Raw genomic sequence first — 21,155 nt, 5'->3', positions numbered from 1 at the left:
GTTACCCCTGTGGCGGCGCAGCCGTCCTGGTGCGCGTGCGCTCCAAACCCAGCCGCCGCTCACGCCAGATGATGAAGATGCCGGCGGCGACGACGATCACGCCGCCGGCAAGCGTGTTGAACGAGGTCACGTCGCCGAAGACGAAAAAACCGACGACGACGCCGAGGATCATCGAGGTGTATTCGAACGGCGCCACGACCGAGGCTTCGGCATGGCGATAGGCCGCCGTCATCAGGATCTGGCCGAGCCCGCCGCAGAAGCCTGCGAAAACGAGCAGCGCCGCCTGCATCGGCGACAGCGCCTGCCAGCCGAAGGGCAGCGTGAAGAGCGACAGCACCGAAGCCGTCGAGGAGAACCACAGCACGATGGTGGCCGTCTTCTCGGTCTGCACGAGATTGCGCACCAGCAGCATGGCGACCGCCGAGATTGCCGCGGCGATCAACGCCGCCATGACTCCCAACGCCTCCTGGTCGTTTAGGCCTTCATCGGAATTGAGCAGCGTCAGTTCCGGCCAGGAGATGATCAGTACGCCCGCAAGACCGACGGCAACCGCGCTCCAGCGATAGACGCGGATCGTCTCGCCGAGAAAGACCGAGGAGAACACCACGACCAGCAGCGGCTGGGCGTAGTTCAGCGTGATCGCTTCCGGCAGCGGCAGCCTGGTCAGCGCGAAGAAGCCGAGCCCCATGGCACCGACGCCGACCAGACCGCGCGCGATGTGGTTGAACGGCCGCTTGGTCGTGAATGCGCTGGCGAGCTCTCCCTTGAAGGCCAGGAAGGCGATAATCGGGAAGATGGCGAAGAAGGAGCGGAAGAAGACGATCTGCCCGGCGGGCACGTCGCCGGCCGCCTTGATGCAGGTCTGCATGCCGACGAAGACCGTCACCGAGACGATCTTCAGCGTAATGCCGCGCAGCGTGTTGTGGCCGACCGCATGATCGACGGTCATCTTGCCTCGCAAGGATGGTCGGAAAACGAAGCCGCGAAATAGCCTAAGAGCAATTCCGGGAAAAGTGTGAAACGGTTTTCCATCCGGAATTGCGAAACACACCCTATCCCGCAGTTTTGTCGAGTGGCCGTTTCGTGTAAAGAGCGCGCACCTCAATATTCTTGGACCAGCCAAGCCCGCTGGCCGACCCAAATCGACAGGAAAAGCATAGGGAATGCGCACAGATACCGGCCATGTGTTCAAGCTCGAAGACTATCGCCCCAGCGACTATCTCATCCCGAGGACCAGCCTCGACTTCCGCCTGTCGCCGGACGCTACCCATGTCACGGCGCTGCTCACCATCGAGCGCCGCGAGGGCGTCGCCGTTTCCGCGCCGCTGGTGCTCGAAGGCGACGGGCTGACGCTGCTTGGCGTTGTCGTCGACGGGCAAGCGCTCGCGGCCGGCGACTACGAGGCGACACCGGACCGGCTGACGATCCTGAAGCCGCCGGCGGCGCAGCGCTTCGAGCTTCGCCTGGAGACGGAGATCGCGCCTTCGCGCAACGAGGCGCTGATGGGCCTCTATCGCTCCAACAACGTCTATTGCACGCAATGCGAGGCCGAGGGCTTTCGCCGCATCACCTATTTCCTTGACCGTCCCGATATCCTCTCGGTCTACACCGTGCGCATCGAGGCCCCGCACAACGAGGCGCCGCTGCTGCTCTCAAACGGCAATCCCGTCGACCGTGGCGCGCTCGCCAACGGCCGGCATTACGCGGTCTGGCACGACCCCTTCCCCAAACCCTCCTACCTCTTCGCGCTGGTGGCGGGCGCGCTCGGCAAGGTGGCGGGCAGCTTCACCACAATGTCCGGCCGGGAAGTCGAACTCGGCATTTATGTCGAGCCGGGCAAGGAGCGGCTTGCCGGTTACGCGATGGACGCGCTGAAGCGCTCGATGAAATGGGACGAGGAAGCCTTCGGCCGCGAATACGACCTCGACGTCTTCAACATCGTCGCCGTGTCGGACTTCAACATGGGCGCGATGGAGAACAAGGGCCTCAACGTCTTCAACGACAAATATGTGCTGGCCGACGAGGAGACCGCGACGGATGCCGACTTCGTCAATATCGAGGCGATCATCGCGCATGAATATTTCCACAATTGGACTGGCAACAGAATCACTTGCCGCGACTGGTTCCAGCTCTGCCTGAAGGAAGGTTTGACGGTTTACCGCGACCATGAGTTCTCCGCTGACCAGCGCTCGCGGGCGGTGAAGCGCATCGCCGAGGTACGCACGCTGCGCGCGCATCAGTTCCCGGAAGACCAGGGGCCGCTGGCGCATCCGGTCAGGCCGCGGCGCTACCGCGAGATCAACAATTTCTATACGGCGACAGTCTACGAAAAGGGCTCGGAAGTGGTGCGCATGATCCGCACCATCCTTGGAGCGGAAACCTTCCGCGCCGGCATGGACCTCTATTTCGAGAGGCATGACGGCGAGGCCGCGACGATCGAGGATTTCCTCAAAGTGTTCGAAGACGTCTCCGGGCGGGACCTGGCGCAATTCGCGCTCTGGTATCACCAGGCCGGCACGCCGAACCTGACAGTGAGCTCCGCGCACAATGCGGCGGCCAAGGAATTCACGCTGGAGATCGAGCAGTCGGTGCCGCCGACGCCGTCCGAAAGCCGCAAGCGGCTGATGCATATCCCTTTAGCCTTCGGCCTGGTCGGTGCCGACGGCAAGCCCGTCGCCTGGGACGCGGTCGAGGGCGCAACGGTGGATGACGGCGTCATCCATATCCGCAAGCGCCGGCACACGGTGCGCTTTTCGGGCGTTTCGGAACGGCCTTCGGTGTCGCTCAACCGCGGCTTCTCGGCGCCGATCACGCTTTCGGTGCAGCAGAAGGCCGACGACCAGTTCTTCCTCGCGGCGCATGACAGCGACGCCTTCTCGCGCTGGCAGGCGTTCAACACGCTGCTGACCGACGCGCTGATCGCGGCCTTCCGCCATATCCTCGGCGGCAGGGAGCCGGTCTTCGCGGCGCGGCTCGCCGGGCTTGCCGGCAGGATCGCCGGCGACGAGATGCTGGAGCCGGCCTACCGGGCGCTGGCGCTGTCGCTGCCCGGCGAAGCCGACATTGCCCGCGACATCGGCAAGGGCATCGACCCCGACGCCATCTTTGCCGCGCGCGAGGCGCTGGCGCGGGCGATCGCCGAGGCAAACCGCGAGGCCTTCTCAGCGCTCTATGACAGCCTCGCCGACAAGGGGCCGTTCAGCCCGGACGCGGCGAGCGCCGGGCGCAGAGCCCTGCGCAATATCCTGCTGGACTATCTATCGCTGCTGCCGGGCGGCGCGGACCTCGCCACGCGCCACTTTAATGCCGCCACCAACATGACGGACCGCGCCGCGGCGCTTGCCGTTCTGGCGCATCGCCATGCGGGCACGGCCGAAGCCGAAGAGGCGCTGGCCGCCTTCGAGACCCGTTATCGCGGCGACGCGCTGGTGCTCGACAAATGGTTCCAGATCCAGGCCGGCGTGCCCGGTGCCAAGACCGTCGAGAGAGTGCGCGAGCTCATGCGCCACCCGGCCTTCTCGATTGCCAATCCGAACCGGGTGCGTTCACTGATCGGCACCTTTTCCAGCGCCAACCAGACCGGCTTCCATCGCGCCGACGGCGAAGGCTACCGCTTCTTCGCCGAGACGGTGCTGGAGGTCGAAAAGCGCAACCCGCAAGTGGCGGCGCGGCTGGCAACAGCGCTCAGGTCCTGGCGTTCGCTGGAGCCTGGACGGCAGGCCAAGGCCAAGCAGGCGCTGCTCGATATGGCGAAGGCCGAGAACCTGTCGGCCGATCTGCGCGATATCGTAGAACGGACGCTGGTGTGATGCCCTCTCCTTCTCCCCTTGTGGGAGAAGGTGTCGCCGAAGGCGACGGATGAGGAGGGTTCCAGGGAACACCCATGTCTCATTCCGATGGAGCACCACTCATCCGTCTCGGCGCTACCGCGCCGATCCACCTTCTCCCACAAGGGGAGAAGGGAAAACGGCAAATTTCAATCAACTTTTAACCTTTTTCGCCCGCGCCTCTGGACAAGGCGAATCACCTTTGATTCTTTAGTGGCGATTCGGGCGTGCGGCGTAGCCGGATCATCAAGTAAATGCGGCAAATCGGGGAGTGCCATTTATGGCCAAGGCGGACGCGTGGGGCGCGCCCGGAGGGAAGGCTTTTGCGCGTCGCAAGGCAAGGAGCGATGGACTTGCCGGCAATACGCGCCTGATCGCCGAACCCACATATCAGCGGCTGCTGGCCGCCGAACCGCTGCTGCGCCGGTCGATCCCGGCGCTGATCGTCGTTTTCCTCGCCGTCATCGCAGCATTGCGCTTCCTGTCGCTGATGAACGAGCACGACGAGATCGAGCGCGACGCCAAGGCGGTGCAGGCGCTGGCCGCGGGACAGATGGCGCAGGCGATCACCGCGAACCCCAACGCGGCCGGCGCCAACGCAATTGACCTCCTGCAAAACACCAGCCGCCAGGGCGCCATGAGCCGTGCCCATGTGCTTGCCATCACCGACGGCGCCTTCAAGGTCATCGCCGTCTCGCCACTGTCGACGGGCTGGCAGGGCCGCACGCTCGACAGTCTCGTGCTGGGCGGCCAGCCGCTGTTCATGTTCGGCGACCGCGCCGGCGTGATGGATGTCAGCATCGGCGGACAGGACTGGTTTGCCGCCGTCAGCCTCACTGGCGACCACAGACACGCGGCGGCCGTGCTGGTGCCGCAGGAAGCGGTGTTCGACAGCTGGCGCAAGTCGATGTCGCTCAACGTCACGCTGTTCGTGCTGACGGCGGGCGTGCTGATCGTCATTCTCTACGCCTATTTTGGCCAGGCGGCGCGCGCCCAGGCGGCGGACCGCATCTATCTCGAGGCGCATCAGCGCATCGATATGGCGCTGGTGCGCGGCCGCTGCGGCTTGTGGGACTGGGACATGGTGCGCGGCAAGATGTACTGGTCGCGCTCGATGTACGACATGCTGGGCTATGAACCCTGCGACGCGATGCTGTCGTTCGGCGAGGTCGACGAGATCATCCATCCCGACGACGGCGACCTGTTCGAGCTCGCCAACCGCATCGTCGAACGCGAGATCGACCATATCGACCAGGTCTTCCGCATGCGCCATGCCGACGGGCAATGGGTGTGGATGCGGGCCCGCGCCCAGGTGATCGACCCGGAAGCGCCGGAGATCCAGCTGATCGGCATCGCCGTCGACGTCACCGAGCAGCGCCACCTGGCGTTGCGTTCGGAGGCGGCCGATATGCGACTCAGGACGGCGATCGAGAACATCAACGAATCCTTCGTGCTGTGGGATGCAGCCGAACGGCTGATCATGTGCAATTCGAAGTTCCAGAAGGACAACGGGCTGTCGGACCGGGACGTCGTGCCCGGCGTCGTTCGCGACGCGCTGGAGGAGCGGATGGTGGCCTTCGCCTCGGAGCGCAGGCTCGCCAACGCCAACGGGCCGCAGGGCGGCGTCAGCTTCGAGCGCCAACTTGCCGACGGCCGCTGGCTGCAGGTCAACGAGCTCAGGACCCGCGACGGCGGCATCGTCTCGGTCGGCTCCGACATCACCCAGATCAAACTGCATCAGGAAAAGCTGGTCGACAGCGAACGCCGGCTGATGGCGACGATCCACGATCTCAGCCTCGCCCGCCGCGCCGAGGAGGAACGCGCCAGCGAACTGGTCGACCTCAACCGCAAATACATGAAGGAAACCGAGCGCGCCGAGGCGGCCAATCGGGCCAAGTCCGAGTTCCTCGCCAACATGTCGCATGAATTGCGCACGCCGCTCAACGCCATCATCGGCTTCTCCGAGCTGATGCAGCAGGGCCTGTTCGGGCCGCTCGGCTCCGAGCGCTACGAGGAATACGCAACCGACATCAACGGCAGCGGCAAATACCTGCTCGGCGTCATCAACGACATCCTCGACATGTCGAAGATCGAAGCCGGCCAGTTCTCGCTCGATCGCGAGGAGATCGACCTTTGCCCGCTGATCAAGGAAACCGTGCGGGTGATCTCGCTGCAGGCGGCGGAAAAGTCGATCAATGTCGAGACGCGCATCGCCGATACGATGCGGGTCTACGCCGACCGCCGCGCCATCAAGCAGATCGCCATAAACCTGCTCTCCAACGCGGTGAAATTCACCGGACAGGGCGGCAAGATCACGGTCAGGGCACGCAACACTTCGGGCGCGCTGCTGCTCACCATCGAGGACAATGGCTGCGGCATCCCCAAGCCGGCGCTGAGCAAGCTCGGCCGGCCGTTCGAGCAGGTGCAGAACCAGTTCTCCAAGAACCACACCGGCTCGGGACTCGGCCTCGCCATCTCGCGCTCGCTGGCCGAGTTGCAGGGCGGCGCGCTGAAGATCCGCTCGACCGAAGGAGCCGGCACCATCGTGTCGGTACGCATTCCGCTGAAGAAGTCGCCGCCGATGGTGAAGGCGGCGGCTTAGAACCGGAGCTGAAACCTCCCAACGTCGGCGGGACGCGAAAGAATGAGACGTGGATTAATCTCGCGAGGCCGACGTTCCCGCGCGAAGCAGACGGTCGAAGTCCTTCCTGACGTTCCGAGACGTCTCCTTGAGATGTGCTTCCAGCACGCCGAAATCCGGCAGGTCGGTGACCGCCAGCAGCAGGTCCGAAAGCCCCGGCGGGACATCGTCGCGCTGGAACTCGCCGGTGAGGCAAAGCCTGATCATCTGGGTCAGCGCCAGATAGAGCCGGTAGGCATCGCCGAGTTGCTGCCGGACATCCGAACCCGCGAAGCCCGGCTCCAGCCGCGCCAATATCTCGGCGGTCGCGGTTACGCGGCGACCGGCTTCGATATTGCCAGTGACGACCGCGACCTGGGCGATGAATTCGAGATCGATGAGCCCGCCGGGGATCAGCTTGATGTCCCAGAGGTCGCGAGGCGGCTTCTCCTTGTCGATCAGCGTCCGCATGTCCGAGGCCTCGGCTTTCACCTTGGCGGCATCGCGCGGCTGCGCCAGCACCGCCGCGACCTCGTCATCGAGCTCGGCGCAGAGTTCGGCGTCGCCGCCGATGGCGCGGGCTCTTGCCAGCGCCATATGCTCCCAGGTCCAGGCATCCTGGCGCTGATATTTCTTGAACGCGTCGATATGGGTGGCGACGGGGCCCTTGTTGCCTGACGGTCGGAGGCGCAGGTCCAGTTCATAAAGCACGCCTTCGGCCGTCGGCGCCGAGACGGCGGCGATCAGACGCTGCGTCATGCGGGTATAGTAATGCGAAGGCGCCAGGGGTTTCTCGCCGTCGGAGTCCTCGGCATCCGCATCATGGTCGTAGAGCAGGATGAGATCGACATCCGAACCGGCCGTGAGTTCGCGGCTGCCGAGCTTGCCCATGCCGAGCAGCGCCACCCTGCCGCCTGCGATCCTGCCGTGGCGCAGCGCGAATTCGGCGATCACCGCGTCGAGCGCCGCCTCGATGGTGAGGTCGGCGAGGTCGGAGAAGGCGCGGCCGGCACGCGCCGGATCGATCGAGCCGGCAAGCAGGCGCACGCCGATCAGGAATTTCTGCTCGGAGGCGAAGATGCGCAGGCGGTCGAGCACATCCTCATAGGCGCGGTCGCCTTCGATGAAGGCGGCAAGCCGCGCCGAGAGGTAGGCGCGTTCGGGCAGTTCGGTGAGCAGCGCCGGATCGAGCAGGCCGTCGAAGACGTGCGGGCGGCGGGTGATGATGGCTGCCAGCCTCGGCGCGGCGCCCATGATCGTCGCCATCAGCTTGAGCAGCGCCGGATTGGATTGCAGCAGCGAGAAGAGCTGGATGCCCGCCGGCAGGCCGGCGAGGAACTCGTCGAAGCGCATCAGAGCCTCATCGGCGCGCCGCGTCTGCCCGAAGGCTTTCAACAGCGCTGGCGTCAATTCCGTCAGCCGCTCACGCGCTTCGGCCGACTGGGTGACGCGGTAGCGGCCGAAATGCCAGCCGCGGATGACGCGGCAGATGTCGCTCGGCCGCTGGAAGCCCAGGCGATCCAGCGTCTGCAGCGTATCGGGATCGTCGACATCGCCGGTGAAGACCAGGTTGCCGACGCCGGCCGACAGTTCGGGAGCGGTCTCGAATAGCGCCGCATAGTGGCGCTCGACCTGCTGCAACGAAGCGCGGAAGCACTCCGTGAATTCCGCCTCGCCGGCAAAGCCCAGCATCAGCGCGATGCGCTTCAGCTCCTCGTCGCTGTCCGGCAGGATGTGCGTCTGCTCGTCCGCCACCATCTGGATGGCGTGCTCGACGCGGCGCAGGAACCAGTATTGCTTGGTGAGCGCATCGCGGGCATCGGCGGTGATCCAGCCGCGCGCGGCGAGCGCGTCCAGCATCGGCACCGTCTCGCGGCCGCGCAGCTCCGGAAAGCGGCCGCCGGCGATGAGCTGCTGGGTCTGGACGAAAAACTCGATCTCGCGGATACCGCCTCGGCCGAGCTTGACGTTGTGGCCTTTCACTGCGATCTCGCCATGGCCTTTATGGGCGTGGATCTGGCGCTTGATCGAATGGACGTCGGCGATCGCCGCATAGTCCATGTATTTGCGCCAGACATACGGTTGCAATTCCTTGAGGAAGGCCGCGCCCGCGGCAAGGTCGCCGGCAACCGGCCGCGCCTTGATCATGGCGGCGCGCTCCCAGTTCTGGCCGCGTGCCTCGTAATAGCGAAGCGCCGCCTCGACCGGGATGGCCAGTGGTGTCGAGCCGGGGTCGGGACGGAGCCTCAGATCGGTGCGGAAGACATAGCCATGCTCGGTGCGGTCCTGCAGGATGCGCACGAGACGACGGGTGAGCCGGGAGAACAGCTCCGTCGCGTCGAGCGGATCGATGACGGCCGGCGCTTCCGGATCGAAGAAGACGACGAGGTCGATGTCTGAGGAAAAGTTCAGCTCATGCGCGCCGAGCTTGCCCATGCCGAGCAGGATCCAGCCTGAGTCCCTGGCCGGTTCGGCCGGATGCGGCAGCTTGAGCTTGCCTTGCCGGTGCGCGTCAAGCAGCAGGAAATCGACCGCGGCGCATGTGCAGGCCTCGGCAAGATCGCTCAGGCGGCGCACCGTCACCGACGTCTCCGCCTCGCCTGAAAGATCGGCCAGCGCGATCAGGAAATGCGCTTCGGTCTTCCATTGCCGCAGCGCCATCATCAGGCTCGATTCCGAGGCGTCATCCGCCTTGGCCGCGCCGCCGATCGCCTCGCCTATGGCGCCGATCCGCGCTTCGATCGTCCGGTCGAACAGCGTGTCGAGAATTGCCGGCCGCCGGCGCGCCACATCGCGCAGGAAGGGCGAGAGGTCGAAAACGGCCGCCAGCAGGTCCTGCAGCGACCCCTCGCCCGCCAGGAACGCGGTGAGACGGGAAAGGCCCTCTTCCTCCGCGGCATCGGCGATTTCCGACAGTTCGCGCCGGGCATGATCCGCGTCCAGGGGGCGGAGCTCCAATGCCGGGCTAAGCCGCAACTCGGATAAGACTTTCTTCTTCGCCATCGTCCTCGCCGTCAATGCGTCTCCCGTAACGGGAAACTCATGACCACGGACAATCCGGGATTGGCGGGCAAAAGATCAAGCCTTCCGTTGTGGAAAGTCATGATTGCCTTGGCGAGGCTGAGGCCCAGGCCGGAGCCCGGTTGCGAGCGGCTCTTTTCCAGACGCACGAAGCGCTCCGTTGCTCGGGCGCGATCGGCGTCGTCCGGAATGCCGTGGCCATTGTCGGTGACGGTGAGCTTGATCTCGCTTCCGGCGCGCTCCAGCGCAACGCGAACTTTCGGCGTCTCGGCAGCGTCGGTCGAATATTTGATGGCGTTGTCGACGATGTTGGACAGCGCCTGGCCGATCAGTTCGCGGTTGCCGTTGATCGTGAAGGCCTCGGGCACGGTCGATTCGAGCACGACGCCCGCTTCCTCCGCCACCGGCTCATAAAGCTCGACGACATCGCTCACCGTGGCGGCGAGATCGACGGGACCGGTCTGTTCCGAGGAATAGCCGGCCTCCAGGCGCGAAATCATCAGGATGGCGTTGAACGTCTTGATGAGCTGATCGGACTCCGCGATCGTGCCTTCCAGCGCCTGGCGGTAGTCTTGCGTCTTGTGCCTGCCGGCGAGCGTCGCCTCGGCGCGGTTGCGCAGCCTGGTCAGCGGCGTCTTCAGATCATGCGCGATGTTGTCGGAGACCTGCTTCAGCCCCTCGTTCAGCATGGCGATCCTGGCCAGCATCGAATTGAGGTTTTCGGACAGGCGATCGAACTCGTCGCCGGCGCCGGTGACCGGCAGCCGTCCGGACAAGTCGCCGCCCATGATGCGGCGGCTTGCGTCCGAGACGCTGTCGATGCGCTTCAGCGCGGCGCGCCCGACGAAGAACCAGATCAGGATGCCGCCCAGCCCCATCATGCCAAGCGCCAGCGTCAGCGCGCGGCTGATGACGGCGCGGAAACGCTCGGGCTCGCCGAGATCGCGGCCGACCAGCATGATCATCTGATTGGGCAGCCTCAGCACCAGAGCGATCGCGTTGTGGCCCTTTTCCCCCGTGGACTGGGGACTGTTGCCGTCGTTGGCCGGAGGCGTGGGCTGGTCCGTATTGCCGCTGCTGCGCAGCCGATCGAGCTCGCCCTCGCCGAAGCGCTGGTAGGAAAACGGGTCCGTCGTCCAGCCCTCGGTCTCGATGACCCCCGGCTCCAGGCTTTGCACATTGCCGGTCAGGATCTGGCCGTTGGCGTCGGCGATCAGATAGAGATTGGCGCCGGGCTGGCGCGAACGGGCCTCGACGACGCGCACCAACACCGGCAGGCCGCCGCGCTGATAGGCGCGGGCCAGGCCCAGCACCTCGTCGTTGATGGTCTCCTGCGTCTGTGCGGTCAGCATGCGCGCCGACAGCGACGTCATATAGAGGACCAGCAGCACGGCGCAGAGCGCGAAGAGCAGAAGATAGAGCGCCGAAAGCCGGGCCGCCGTCGTCTTCATGATGGCCGGCAGGGAGAGAGCCATCTGTGGCTTCACCCGCCCTTCAGCATGTAGCCGGCGCCGCGGATCGTATGCAGGATCGGCTTGTCGAAGCCTTTTTCGATCTTGCCGCGCAGGCGCGAGACATGGACGTCGATGACGTTGGTCTGCGGATCGAAATGATAGTCCCAGACATTTTCCAGAAGCATGGTGCGCGTCACCACCTGGCCGGCATGGCGCATCAGATATTCGAGCAGGCGGAACTCGCGCGGCTGCAGCGTGATCTCGCGCCCGGCGCGCTTGACCGAATGCGACAGCCGGTCGAGTTCGAGATCGCCGACGCGGTAGACGGTCTCGGACTCGCGCGCGCTGGCGCGGCGGTTCAGCACCTCGACGCGGGCGAGCAATTCGGAAAAGGCGTAGGGCTTGGTGAGATAGTCATCGCCGCCGGCGCGAAGGCCGGTGACGCGATCGTCGACCTCGCCCAGCGCGGAAAGGATGAGCACCGGCGTGGTGTTGCCGCGCGAGCGAAGCGCGGCGATCACCGACAAGCCGTCGCGGCGCGGCATCAGGCGGTCGACCACCATCACGTCATAGTCGCCGGCATCGGCGAGCGCGAAGCCGGTCTCGCCGTCGCCGGCGACGTGGGCGGTGTGACCCGCCTCGGCGAAGGCTTTCCGCAAGTAGTCCGCTGCCTCGCGATCGTCTTCCATGACGAGAATCTTCATGGGGCCGTTATACGCGATTTCGCTGGAAGTTTGAGGGGCAGTCATTGCTGTTGCCTTGCCTTCATCAGTCGCATGTCTTCTTCCCAAAACCGGTGCCCACTTTTGGGCGACATGCATTTCGTTCCGCATGTCGTGATCCCAAAACCGGTGTCCACTTTTGGGCGACATGCGATAAAGCGGCAGCGGGTGATGGGAAACCCGCTGCCGCCAGGAGCGAAACACGGTGACTGACTTACGTGCTCGGCCCCATGTTTTCCCCACGGCCGCTCGGGGGTGTTGATACCGCCGCAGGGAAAAGCTGAGATATCAGCCCTTGCCGACCGGCAGCGCCACGAAGCGGTTCGAGTCGTCGCGGGTGATCTGCATCAGCACGGCCTTGCGGCCGGCCTTGGCGGCATCCGTCATCGCCTTGGAGACGTCGTCGGTGGTGTTCACATCGTTCGAGTTGATCGAAGTGATGACGTCGCCAGGCTGGATGCCGCGGTCGGCCGCGTCGCTGTCGGGATCAACGTCGGTGACCACGAGACCCTTGCCGTTCTCCGCCTTGGTGACGGTCAGGCCGAGATCACCCAGCGTGTCGGCCTTGGCGGCGGGCGCCGACTGCTTGTTGTTGTCGTCGTTCGAGGCCTGCTTGTCGCTCGCGGGCAGCGTGCCGAGATCGACCTTGACCGTCTCGTCCTTGCCGTTGCGCCAGACGGTGACGTCGACCGATTTGCCCGGCGCGAACGCGCCGATCAAGCGGGCGAGTTCCTTCGGCGAGGCGACATCCTTGCCGTCGATCCGGGTGATGACGTCACCGGCGACAATGCCCGCCTTCTTGCCCGGACCGGCATCCTGGGCGCTCGACACCAGCGCTCCCTTGTCCGACTTCAGGCCGAGCGACTCGGCGATGTCGGAAGTGACCGGCTGGATCTCGACACCGAGCCAGCCACGCTGGACGGAGCCGCTCTTCATCAGGTCCTGGACGACCTGCTTGGCGGTCGAGGCCGGGATGTCGAAGGCAATACCGACGCTGCCGCCCGACGGCGAGAAGATGGCGGTGTTGATGCCGATCACCTGGCCGTTGAGGTTGAAGGTCGGGCCGCCCGAATTGCCGCGGTTGACCGAAGCGTCGATCTGGATGAAATCGTCATAGGGACCGGCGCCGATATCGCGGCCGCGGGCCGAGACGATACCGGCAGTGACGGTGCCGCCGAGGCCGAACGGATTGCCGACGGCAACCACCCAGTCGCCGATGCGGATCTTGGAATCGTCGGCGAAGTCGACATAGGTGAACTTGTTGCCACCGCCGTCGACCTTCAGCACGGCGAGATCGGTGCGCGGATCGGTGCCGATCAGCTTGGCGTCGAGTTCCTTGCCGTCATTGGTGACAACGCTGAAGTCCGAGCCTTCCGAAACGACATGGTTGTTGGTGACGAGGTAGCCGTCCTCGGAGATGAAGAAGCCCGAGCCTTGAGCGACCGGACGCGGCTGGCCGTTGCCATGGTCGCGGTGGTTGAAGTGGCGCTGGCCGAACTGGCCGCCTTGACCCTGATCGCCGAAGCCGCGGAATTCCTTGAAGAAGCGGCGCAGCTGCGGATTGTCGGGCAGGTTGTCGAAGCCGTCCTGATTGTCGGAACCGTCGTCGGCCGTCGGCTGGATCTTGGCCTTGACCTTGACGCTGACCACTGCCGGCGAGACATGCTCGACGACATCGGCGAAGCTCGGCACCTGCGGGGCTTCGACACGCACGGCATCGGCGAGCACGGGCGCGGTGCCGGTGGCAAGCGCGCCCACGCCGACCGCGCCGATAACGGCCAGGGACGCTGCAGCCGCCATCAGGCGCTTTCGGGTGCTGGAAAATGAATTGGGGGCGTTATTCATGGGGGTTTCTTATCCTCTATCGAAGCGGATGCGCTCAGGCGAAGCATCCTCGGGCAAGAGGATTAGAGAGCCGCACATTACGGCGCCATTTCCGGTACATGAAAGTTTTGTAATGTTGGGGGCAGGCAAGGGGGCGCACAAAAATCCCTTGGCTACGCTCGCCTGCTGTCCTATCTTGTACACAGTTTAGCACAAGGCTTTTACGATGACAGCAAGTACCACCATGACAATCCGGGTTTCGACTGAGACCAAGTTGAAGCTTGAGCGGATCGCCACCGACACACGGCGCAGCAAATCCTTCCTCGCGGCCGAGGCGGTTTCGGCGTATGTCGATCGCGAGCTTGAGATCATCGAAGGCATCAAACGCGGCATGGCTGACGCGGCGGCTGGCCGTGTCGTACCCCACGACGAAGCCATGGCGGAGATTGACGCCATAATCGAAGCGGCGGAAGCAAAGCGCGCAGGCAAGTCGTGAAGCGGTTTGTCGCTTGGTCGCGAGATGCGCTGAACGACATAAAACAGCAAGTCGACTTCATCGCGCTAAATAATCCGGCCGCCGCCAGACGACTTGCGGATCGCATTCGCGAGGCGGGCCAGCGTCTTGGCGACATGGCGACGGGCCGACCTGGCCGGGTAACAGGCACTTATGAGAAGCCTATCGGTCGCCTGCCCTACATCGTTGCCTATGCCCTGCGGCCGATCGCCGGCCGTGAGAGCGTCGTTATCCTGCACGTCATTCATACGTCGCGGGATTGGCCACCCGAGGAATGGCCCAATTCCAATTAGTCGCGCAGCATCTTGTTCAGCGCCGCCTGTTCCTCGGCGCTCAGGGTGCTGTCCGGCGCGAGGCGGCGCGAGCGGGCGCTAAGCACTATGAAGATGCCGCCGGCCAGAAGCAGGAGCACCGGGGTGCCCCACAAAAGCGCATTGCGCAGGCTGAAGCGCGGCTTGAGCAGCACGAACTCGCCATAGCGCGAGACGATGTAGTCCATCACCTGCTGGTCGGTGTCGCCGGCGACGAGGCGCTGGCGCACGAGAACGCGCAGGTCGCGGGCAAGATCGGCGTCGGATTCGTCGATCGACTGGTTCTGGCAGACCATGCAGCGCAAACCTTCCGAGAGCGAGCGCGCCCTCGCCTCCAGCGCCGGGTCCTGCAACACCTCGTCGGGTTTCACCGCCTGCGCGGCGCCGGCAAAGACCAGAACCAGCAGCAGGACCAGCGAGGCGAATGAAAATCTTGCCCTCATGTCGGGCTCGCCAACGCGGCGGCCGGCTTTCGCCGGCGCGACGGCGCGCCGACGCGCAGGCGGCGGTCGAGCAGCGACATGGCCGCGCCCGCCATCATCACCAACCCGCCGCCCCAGATCAGCGTCACCAGCGGCTTCCACCACAGGCGCACGACGACGGAGCCGTCATTGTTCTCGTCGCCGAGCGACAGATAGAGCTGGCTGAAGCCCAGCGTCCTGATGCCGGACTCGGTCGTGACCGTCTGGCGAACCGGATAGAAGCGTTTGGCCGAGGTGATCTCCCCATCTTCATTGCCGTCCGAGATCAGCAGGAAGCGGCCGCGATCCTCGGTGAAATTCGGACCTTTCTGCGGCGACAGCCCCTCGAAGCGCAGCGTGTGGCCGGAGAGCTCCACCGTCTCGCCTGGGCGCATCGAGAGGATTTTCTCGGTGCCGAAGCAAAGCGTGCCGACGATGCCGAGCACGGTCAGTCCAAGGCCGAGGTGGGCAAGCGCCGTGCCGAAGACCGAGCGTGGCAGGCCGGCGAAGCGGCGCAGCATGACGGCCGGCGCCACCGAGCCGAAACCGGATTTGACGGCGAGGTCGGTCAGCGCGCCGACGACCAGCCAGACGGCAAGGCCGACGCCAAGCGCGGCGAAGACCGAGGCACCGTCGATGAACAGGCCGGTGACCAGCATCGCGGCGATTGCCAGCGCAAAGGCCGCCATCAGGCGCTGCGAGGCGGCAATCACGTCGCCGCGCTTCCAGGCAAGCAGCGGGCCGAAGGGGACGATCGCCAGCAGCGGCAGCATCAGCGGGCCGAAGGTTAGATCGAAGAAGGGCGCGCCGACGGAGATCTTGCCGCCTGTCAGCGCCTCCAGCGCCAACGGGTAGAGCGTGCCGACCAGCACCGTTGCGGTGGCGGTGGTGAGGAAAAGGTTGTTGAGGACCAGCGCGCCTTCACGCGAGATCGGGTGGAACAGGCCGCCGGCGGTCAGCGTGGAAGCGCGCAAAGCAAACAGCGCCAGCGAGCCGCCGATGAACAGCGTCAGGATGCACAGGATGAAGACGCCGCGTGCCGGATCGGTGGCGAAGGCGTGCACGGAAGTCAGCACGCCGGACCGCACCAGGAAAGTGCCGAGCAGCGACAGCGAGAAGGTGAGGATGGCAAGCAGCAGCGTCCAGATCTTTAGCGCCGAGCGCTTCTCCATGACGATGGCCGAATGGAGCAGCGCCGTGCCGGCGAGCCAAGGCATGAAGGAGGCGTTCTCGACCGGATCCCAGAACCAGAAGCCGCCCCAGCCGAGCTCGTAATAGGCCCAGTAGGAACCCATGGCGATGCCGCCGGTGAGGAACATCCAGGCGACCAGCGTCCATGGCCGCACCCAGCGCGCCCAGGAGGCGTCGATGCGGCCCTCGATGAGCGCCGCAACCGAGAAGGAAAAGCAGATCGAGAAGCCGACATAGCCGAGATAAAGCATCGGCGGATGGATGGCGAGGCCGAGGTCCTGCAGGACCGGGTTGAGGTCGCGGCCCTCGATCGGCGCCGGATTGAGGCGGATGAAGGGGTTGGATGTCGCCAGGATGAAGAGGAAGAAGGCGGCGCCGATCATGCCCTGCACGGCCAGCACATTGGCCTTGAGCGTTGCCGGCAAATTGTTGCCGAAGACGGCGACAAGCGCGCCGAAGAAGGTCAGGATCAGCACCCAAAGCAGCATCGAGCCTTCGTGGTTCCCCCAGGTGCCGGTGATCTTGTAGATCATCGGCTGCAGCGAATGCGAGTTCTCCCACACGCTCGCCACCGAGAAGTCCGATCCGGCATAGGCGCTCGCAAGGGCGGCGAAGGACAGCGCGGTCAGCGCGAAGCCGGTGACCGCGACCGGACCGCCGACCGCCATCAGCCGCTGGTTGCCGGTACGGGCGCCGACCAGCGGCACCAGCATCTGCACCAGCGACAGCGCGAAGGCGAGAACGAGCGCGAAATGTCCGGTCTCTACCATTATTGACTCTTGCTCTCTTGCCACACGCCTTTGGCCTTAAGCCCGTCGGCGACTTCCTTGGGCATGTAGCGCTCGTCATGCTTGGCTAAAACGCTGTCGGCGACGAACACGCCGTCCGGACCGAAGGCGCCCTCGGTGATGACGCCCTGTTCCTCGCGGAAGAGATCGGGCAGGATGCCGGTATAGGTGACCTTGACCGATTTCTGCTTGTCGGTGACCGAGAAGGCGACGGTGGCGCCCTGGCCGCGCGCGATAGTGCCTTTCTCGACGAGACCGCCCAACCGGATGCGCTGGCCGGGTGGCAGGCTTGCGGTGGCGAGATCGGCGGGCATGTAGAAATAAGACGCCTTCTGGCCGAGCGCATAGAAGGTGAGTCCGGCAGCGGCGCCGAGGAAGGCCAACCCAGCCAGGATCACCGACATTCGCTTCTGCTTGCGCGTCATTGCCTTACTCCGTCGCCGTCACGCCGAGCGAGGCGGCGAAGGCGGTGAATTTCTTCGCTTGTTCGCTGTCCGCCCCAAACACGGCGACAGCGCGGCCGAGGGCACCGCGGGCCTGGTCGGCCTTGCCGAGCACGACATAGGAACGAATGAGGCGCATCCATCCTTCCTCGTCGCGGGGGTTCTGTTTCAATTTGTCGTCGAGCCCGGCGACCATGGTCTCGATCATCGCCTGCCGGTCCTGCGGCGACATCTGCTGTGCGGCTTCAACCTGTTGCGCATCCGGGCCATTTGTCGGCGTGCCCGCGGCGACCGTCGGCTCGCCCGCCTCGGCAAGCGCCTGCCGGACGGCGTTGCGCCAAGGCGAATCCGGCGCGAGCTGGCCGAGCATCTTTTGCCAGGCGGCAACAGCCTCGGCCTTCTTGCCTTCCTGCGCAAGGCCGACCGCCAGGTAGAAATTCGCCTTGGCGTTGGCCGGATCGAGCTTCAGGGCCGCCTCGAAAGCGTTTTGGGCGTCGGCCGAAACGATGCCGCCGGCGGCGCTGGCGATCGCCTCGCCAAGCCCTGCCTGGCGCACCGCGCTGTCGCCGTCAAGGCGGATGGCGTTGCGATAGGCGATGACCGCGTCGGGGAAGCGCTGCAGGCGAAGATAGATCGGCGCCAGAACGTCCCAGCCCTTGCCGTCGGACGGATTGGCGGCAAGGTGGGCCTCGGCGCGAGCGACCAGCTCGTCGACCGAGGAATCGGCCGGGTTCTTGGCGAGACGTTCGGCCAGCGGCTGCGAAGGCAGATCGGGAGAGCCGAGCATGCCGTACAGCCCCCAGCTCAGCAGCGGAACGGCAAGCACGGCCACGCTGGCGAGCAATCTGGCGCCGCGCGAGGGCGCTGCGTTGGCGGAGCCCGGTCGCTCAGCCACACCGAGACGCAGGATGCGGCGGCCGATCTCGGTACGCGCCTCCTCGGCCTCCCCCGGCTGGATCAGGCCGCGCGCCATGTCGCGGTCGAGCTCGGAAAGCTGGTCGCGATAGACTTCGAGGTCGTGATCGCCGGCAGACGACGCGCCCTTCATGCCGCCGGTGAGCGGCAACAGCACCGCCAGGCTGGCGCCCAGCGTGAGAATTGCGGCTATGACCCAGAACAGCATGGCTCTTCCAATAAAGGCAGAGCCCTGCCCTGCCAACACAAGCGTAGTGCGACGCTTTGACGGCAGATCGACCGCCTGACCTTGATCGACGTCAACCTGACCGAATAATGATGCCGGCCCGGTTTCCTTTTTAGGTCAGCGGCGTCCAGCTGCCGTCGGAATTGCGGCAGGCGGTGCCACGCGCGGTGACGCCGGACGTGCCGCTGGTATAGATGGTGTGGGTGTATTGGCGGCAATCCTGCGAGCCGACACGGTAGGGCTGGGCGGCGACGACCTCGCCATAATGCGAGGAGTTGTCGCTCTTCCACGTCACCTTCTGGCCGCTGGTGTTGTATTCCAGCGCCTTGTACTCCGCCTCCAGCCCCTTGCGCTTTTCGGCATCGCTGAGGCCCGAGCCGATCGATCCGCCGATAAGCCCGCCATTCATGGCCGAGACGATGCCGGTCGACACCTTGCCGCCGGCAGGCGGCGTGGAAACGGGCGTAACGGGAGAGGTTGGGCCACTCCTGCCCAGCGTCGTGCAGCCGGAAACGGCGAGCAGGGCGGAAACGAGCGCGACGCGTATCTTCATGCCAACAACCGGTTCTCTGGAGCGAGATCTTGATGGACTTCTTGAGCGAGATGGATTTGGGGCCGCGCCATCAGGAAGGATAGCGAGCCCATAATATTGATACTTGTCGGAAATTTGGCTGTCAGCCGCTGCACGCAAATCGATAAAAAACATCAGTGAAGGCTCCGCAATCTGACCACCGCCCTCAAGCCGCCCATGCCGGAGCGTTCCAGCGCCAGCGAGCCTCCATACTCGTTGACAAGGTCGGCGACAATGGCCAGCCCGAGCCCTGTTCCCGGCTTCGTCTCGTCGAGTCTCTTGCCACGCTTCAACACTTCCCGCGCGCTGTCCTCGGGAATGCCCGGGCCATCATCTTCTATAACGATTTCGAACAGGTTGCTCATTCCCGGCGAGAGCGCGACCGAAACGGCAGCGGCGCTTCTTGCCCATTTCATCGCGTTGTCGAGCAGATTGCCGAGCAGTTCCTCCAGGTCCTCCCGCTCGCCGGCAAAGACGATCTCGGCCGGCGGCAGCGACAGCGTCAGTTGCGTTTGCGGGTTGAGTTTCTGCAGGACGCGCACCATGCGCTCGACCAGCGGCGAAACCGGCGTGCGGAACACGACGCTGTCGCGCTGGGCAGCAACGCGGGCGCGCTGCAGATAATGGTCGACCTGCTTCTGCATCGAGGTGGCCTGGTCGGCGATCAGCCGGCCCTTGGCGCCGCCAAGCGCGCGGCCCTCATTGATCAACACGGCAAGCGGCGTTTTCAGCGAGTGGGCCAGGTTGCCGACCTGGGTGCGCGAGCGCTCGACGATGCGCCGGTTGTTCTCGATCAGCGCATTGGTCTCGTTGGCCAGAGGCTCGATCTCGGCCGGGAAGCTGCCGTCGAGGCGCTGCGCAGTCCCTTCGCGCACCATGGCGAGCGCATTGCGGACCCGCCGCAGAGGCTGCAAGCCCAACAGGATGGCGATGGCGTTGATGGCGATCATGCCGACGCCGAACAGCGAGAGATAGGTGAGCAGGCGGCGCTGGAAGCTCGCGATCTCCTGCTCGAGCTCGCTGTGGTTGCCCATGACCCGGAAACGGGCGGCGCGGTTCTTGGCGTCCAGTACGAACTCGCTCTCGAACACCTGGAGTTGCTCGCCCTTGATGCCTTCCATCGAATAGCTGCGCTGGAAGTTCGCGTTGAACGGCACGTCCGCGACGCTGGGCGACAGGATCGAGGTCGTCATCGAGGAGGAATGGATCTCGCCATGCACGCCTTCGGAGGCGGGTTCCACCGACCAGTACCAGCCGGAATTCGGCTCCGAAAAGCGCAGGTCGCCGAGGTCGGGCGAGCCGGTGAGCGCGCCATTGTCGGAAATGCCGACCGAGCCGATCAGGTTGAACAGATGCGCCGAAAGCAGGCTGTCGAAGCCGCGTTCGCTGGCCTGGCGGTAAAGCGTTGTGATGAGGGTGAAGATGACGACCAGCGTCAGGATCGCCCAGATCGTCGAAAAGCCGATGACGCGAAAGGTCAGCGAGCGCGGCCACAGCCGCAGCCTCGAAAGCCGCGTGCTTATGGTTGGCTTCAGCGGTTCCGCGTCACGCCTCCGGCTCACGCATGCGATAGCCCATGCCACGCACGGTTTCGATCATGTCGATGCCCATCTTCTTGCGAAGCCGGCCGACAAACACCTCGATGGTGTTGGAATCGCGGTCGAAATCCTGGTCATAGAGATGCTCGACCAGCTCGGTGCGCGACACCACCTCGCCCATGTGATGCATCAGATAGGTGAGCAGCCGGAACTCGTGCGAGGTGAGCTTGAGCGGCACGCCGTTCACATCGGCCTTGGACGCCTTGGTGTCGAGGCGGAGCGGCCCGCAGGTGAGTTCCGACGATGCATGGCCTGCCGCGCGGCGGATCAGCGCCCGCACCCGCGCCAGCACTTCCTCGATGTGGAAGGGTTTGGTGACATAGTCGTCGGCGCCGGCGTCGATGCCAGCCACCTTGTCGCTCCAGCGATCGCGCGCGGTCAGGATCAGCACCGGCATCTTGCGGTCGCCGCGGCGCCAGCGTTCGACCACGCTGATCCCATCCATCTGCGGCAGGCCGATGTCGAGGACGACGGCATCGTAAGGCTCGGTGTCGCCGAGGAAGTGCCCCTCCTCGCCGTCATAGGCGCGGTCGACGACGTAGCCGGCGTCGACCAGCGCATCGGCCAACTGCCGGTTGAGATCCTTGTCATCCTCGACGACGAGCACGCGCATGGGTTGAAGCCTGTTGACGGGTAGAGCTATAGGCCGATTCCGCCGGCCTGGGAACG

16 protein-coding genes are annotated in these 21,155 nt (G+C 65.0%); 4 read left to right on the top strand and 12 right to left on the bottom strand.

The genetic code is table 11. From position 1 onward, the window contains the following. Position 1: 1 nt before the first annotated feature. On the bottom strand, positions 2-949 hold the full coding sequence (locus RFM68_RS08895; RefSeq protein WP_320232354.1) for a DMT family transporter: 948 nt from the start codon (positions 947-949) through the stop codon (positions 2-4). Between the two features lie 214 nt (positions 950-1,163). On the opposite strand from RFM68_RS08895, the gene pepN reads away from it, so the two are divergent. Both pepN and RFM68_RS08885 read left to right on the top strand, forming a co-directional pair. Further along, the gene (pepN, locus tag RFM68_RS08890; RefSeq protein WP_320232353.1) at positions 1,164-3,809 is read left to right on the top strand and encodes an aminopeptidase N; all 2,646 of its coding nucleotides are present in this window, start codon (positions 1,164-1,166) and stop codon (positions 3,807-3,809) included. 298 nt (positions 3,810-4,107) lie between these two features. Then, positions 4,108-6,429, top strand: coding sequence for a PAS domain-containing sensor histidine kinase (locus tag RFM68_RS08885; RefSeq protein ID WP_320232352.1), 2,322 nt, complete (start codon positions 4,108-4,110; stop codon positions 6,427-6,429). A gap of 54 nt (positions 6,430-6,483) precedes the next feature. On the opposite strand, the gene RFM68_RS08880 is transcribed toward RFM68_RS08885, so the two are convergent. The 4 genes from RFM68_RS08880 to RFM68_RS08865 form a co-directional block, all read right to left on the bottom strand. Then, the gene (locus RFM68_RS08880) at positions 6,484-9,450 is read right to left on the bottom strand and encodes a bifunctional [glutamine synthetase] adenylyltransferase/[glutamine synthetase]-adenylyl-L-tyrosine phosphorylase (protein WP_320232351.1); all 2,967 of its coding nucleotides are present in this window, start codon (positions 9,448-9,450) and stop codon (positions 6,484-6,486) included. An 11-nt stretch (positions 9,451-9,461) separates the two neighbouring features. Then, entirely contained in the window at positions 9,462-10,943 is a 1,482-nt protein-coding gene (locus RFM68_RS08875; protein WP_320232350.1) for a sensor histidine kinase, read from the bottom strand. 8 nt (positions 10,944-10,951) lie between these two features. Further along, positions 10,952-11,626, bottom strand: a complete 675-nt coding sequence (locus tag RFM68_RS08870) for a response regulator transcription factor (RefSeq protein ID WP_320232349.1) — start codon at positions 11,624-11,626, stop codon at positions 10,952-10,954. 306 nt (positions 11,627-11,932) lie between these two features. Beyond that, positions 11,933-13,489 carry a Do family serine endopeptidase gene (locus tag RFM68_RS08865; RefSeq protein WP_320232348.1) on the bottom strand — a complete coding sequence of 519 codons (1,557 nt, stop codon included), beginning with the start codon at positions 13,487-13,489 and terminating at the stop codon, positions 11,933-11,935. Between the two features lie 205 nt (positions 13,490-13,694). Here RFM68_RS08865 and RFM68_RS08860 point away from each other — a divergent pair, with 205 nt between their 5' ends. Then, positions 13,695-13,964, top strand: a complete 270-nt coding sequence (locus tag RFM68_RS08860) for a CopG family ribbon-helix-helix protein (protein ID WP_320232347.1) — start codon at positions 13,695-13,697, stop codon at positions 13,962-13,964. Next, entirely contained in the window at positions 13,961-14,275 is a 315-nt protein-coding gene (locus tag RFM68_RS08855; protein WP_320232346.1) for a type II toxin-antitoxin system RelE/ParE family toxin, read from the top strand. Before RFM68_RS08860 ends, RFM68_RS08855 begins: the two co-directional genes overlap by 4 nt. On the opposite strand, the gene RFM68_RS08850 is transcribed toward RFM68_RS08855, so the two are convergent. From RFM68_RS08850 to RFM68_RS08820, 7 genes are all read right to left on the bottom strand, one after another. Continuing rightward, entirely contained in the window at positions 14,272-14,736 is a 465-nt protein-coding gene (locus RFM68_RS08850; protein ID WP_320232345.1) for a cytochrome c-type biogenesis protein, read from the bottom strand. The genes RFM68_RS08855 and RFM68_RS08850 overlap by 4 nt on opposite strands. Next, positions 14,733-16,715: a heme lyase CcmF/NrfE family subunit gene (locus RFM68_RS08845; RefSeq protein ID WP_320232344.1), complete on the bottom strand. Its 1,983-nt coding sequence runs from the start codon at positions 16,713-16,715 to the stop codon at positions 14,733-14,735. The genes RFM68_RS08850 and RFM68_RS08845 overlap by 4 nt, the downstream gene beginning before the upstream one ends. Continuing rightward, the gene (ccmE, locus tag RFM68_RS08840; protein ID WP_320232343.1) at positions 16,715-17,158 is read right to left on the bottom strand and encodes a cytochrome c maturation protein CcmE; all 444 of its coding nucleotides are present in this window, start codon (positions 17,156-17,158) and stop codon (positions 16,715-16,717) included. Before ccmE ends, RFM68_RS08845 begins: the two co-directional genes overlap by 1 nt. 4 nt (positions 17,159-17,162) lie before the next feature. Beyond that, positions 17,163-18,299, bottom strand: a complete 1,137-nt coding sequence (gene ccmI, locus RFM68_RS08835) for a c-type cytochrome biogenesis protein CcmI (RefSeq protein WP_320232342.1) — start codon at positions 18,297-18,299, stop codon at positions 17,163-17,165. Between the two features lie 130 nt (positions 18,300-18,429). Next, entirely contained in the window at positions 18,430-18,870 is a 441-nt protein-coding gene (locus RFM68_RS08830; RefSeq protein WP_320232341.1) for an RT0821/Lpp0805 family surface protein, read from the bottom strand. Positions 18,871-19,022: 152 nt separating this feature from the next. Next, positions 19,023-20,450 carry an ATP-binding protein gene (locus RFM68_RS08825; protein WP_320232340.1) on the bottom strand — a complete coding sequence of 476 codons (1,428 nt, stop codon included), beginning with the start codon at positions 20,448-20,450 and terminating at the stop codon, positions 19,023-19,025. Further along, a complete protein-coding gene (locus RFM68_RS08820) occupies positions 20,434-21,099 on the bottom strand; it encodes a response regulator transcription factor (protein WP_320232339.1) in 666 nt (221 codons plus the stop codon). Before RFM68_RS08820 ends, RFM68_RS08825 begins: the two co-directional genes overlap by 17 nt. Between the last annotated feature and the right edge of the window lie 56 nt (positions 21,100-21,155).

The organism is Mesorhizobium montanum, from assembly GCF_033977145.1.
Lineage (GTDB): Bacteria > Pseudomonadota > Alphaproteobacteria > Rhizobiales > Rhizobiaceae > Mesorhizobium > Mesorhizobium montanum.
Note: the sequence above shows the minus strand (reverse complement) of the source record. Positions and strands in the feature narration are given on the sequence as shown.

Coding starts and splice junctions, on each gene's coding strand:
- ccmE (WP_320232343.1), bottom strand. CDS start 17,158: ATGACGCGCAAGCAGAAGCGAATGTCGGTGATCCTGGCTGGGTTGGCC.
- RFM68_RS08870 (WP_320232349.1), bottom strand. CDS start 11,626: ATGAAGATTCTCGTCATGGAAGACGATCGCGAGGCAGCGGACTACTTG.
- RFM68_RS08820 (WP_320232339.1), bottom strand. CDS start 21,099: ATGCGCGTGCTCGTCGTCGAGGATGACAAGGATCTCAACCGGCAGTTG.
- RFM68_RS08880 (WP_320232351.1), bottom strand. CDS start 9,450: ATGGCGAAGAAGAAAGTCTTATCCGAGTTGCGGCTTAGCCCGGCATTG.
- RFM68_RS08845 (WP_320232344.1), bottom strand. CDS start 16,715: ATGGTAGAGACCGGACATTTCGCGCTCGTTCTCGCCTTCGCGCTGTCG.
- pepN (WP_320232353.1), top strand. CDS start 1,164: ATGCGCACAGATACCGGCCATGTGTTCAAGCTCGAAGACTATCGCCCC.
- RFM68_RS08885 (WP_320232352.1), top strand. CDS start 4,108: ATGGCCAAGGCGGACGCGTGGGGCGCGCCCGGAGGGAAGGCTTTTGCG.
- RFM68_RS08865 (WP_320232348.1), bottom strand. CDS start 13,489: ATGAATAACGCCCCCAATTCATTTTCCAGCACCCGAAAGCGCCTGATG.
- ccmI (WP_320232342.1), bottom strand. CDS start 18,299: ATGCTGTTCTGGGTCATAGCCGCAATTCTCACGCTGGGCGCCAGCCTG.
- RFM68_RS08875 (WP_320232350.1), bottom strand. CDS start 10,943: ATGGCTCTCTCCCTGCCGGCCATCATGAAGACGACGGCGGCCCGGCTT.
- RFM68_RS08860 (WP_320232347.1), top strand. CDS start 13,695: ATGACAGCAAGTACCACCATGACAATCCGGGTTTCGACTGAGACCAAG.
- RFM68_RS08895 (WP_320232354.1), bottom strand. CDS start 949: ATGACCGTCGATCATGCGGTCGGCCACAACACGCTGCGCGGCATTACG.
- RFM68_RS08850 (WP_320232345.1), bottom strand. CDS start 14,736: ATGAGGGCAAGATTTTCATTCGCCTCGCTGGTCCTGCTGCTGGTTCTG.
- RFM68_RS08830 (WP_320232341.1), bottom strand. CDS start 18,870: ATGAAGATACGCGTCGCGCTCGTTTCCGCCCTGCTCGCCGTTTCCGGC.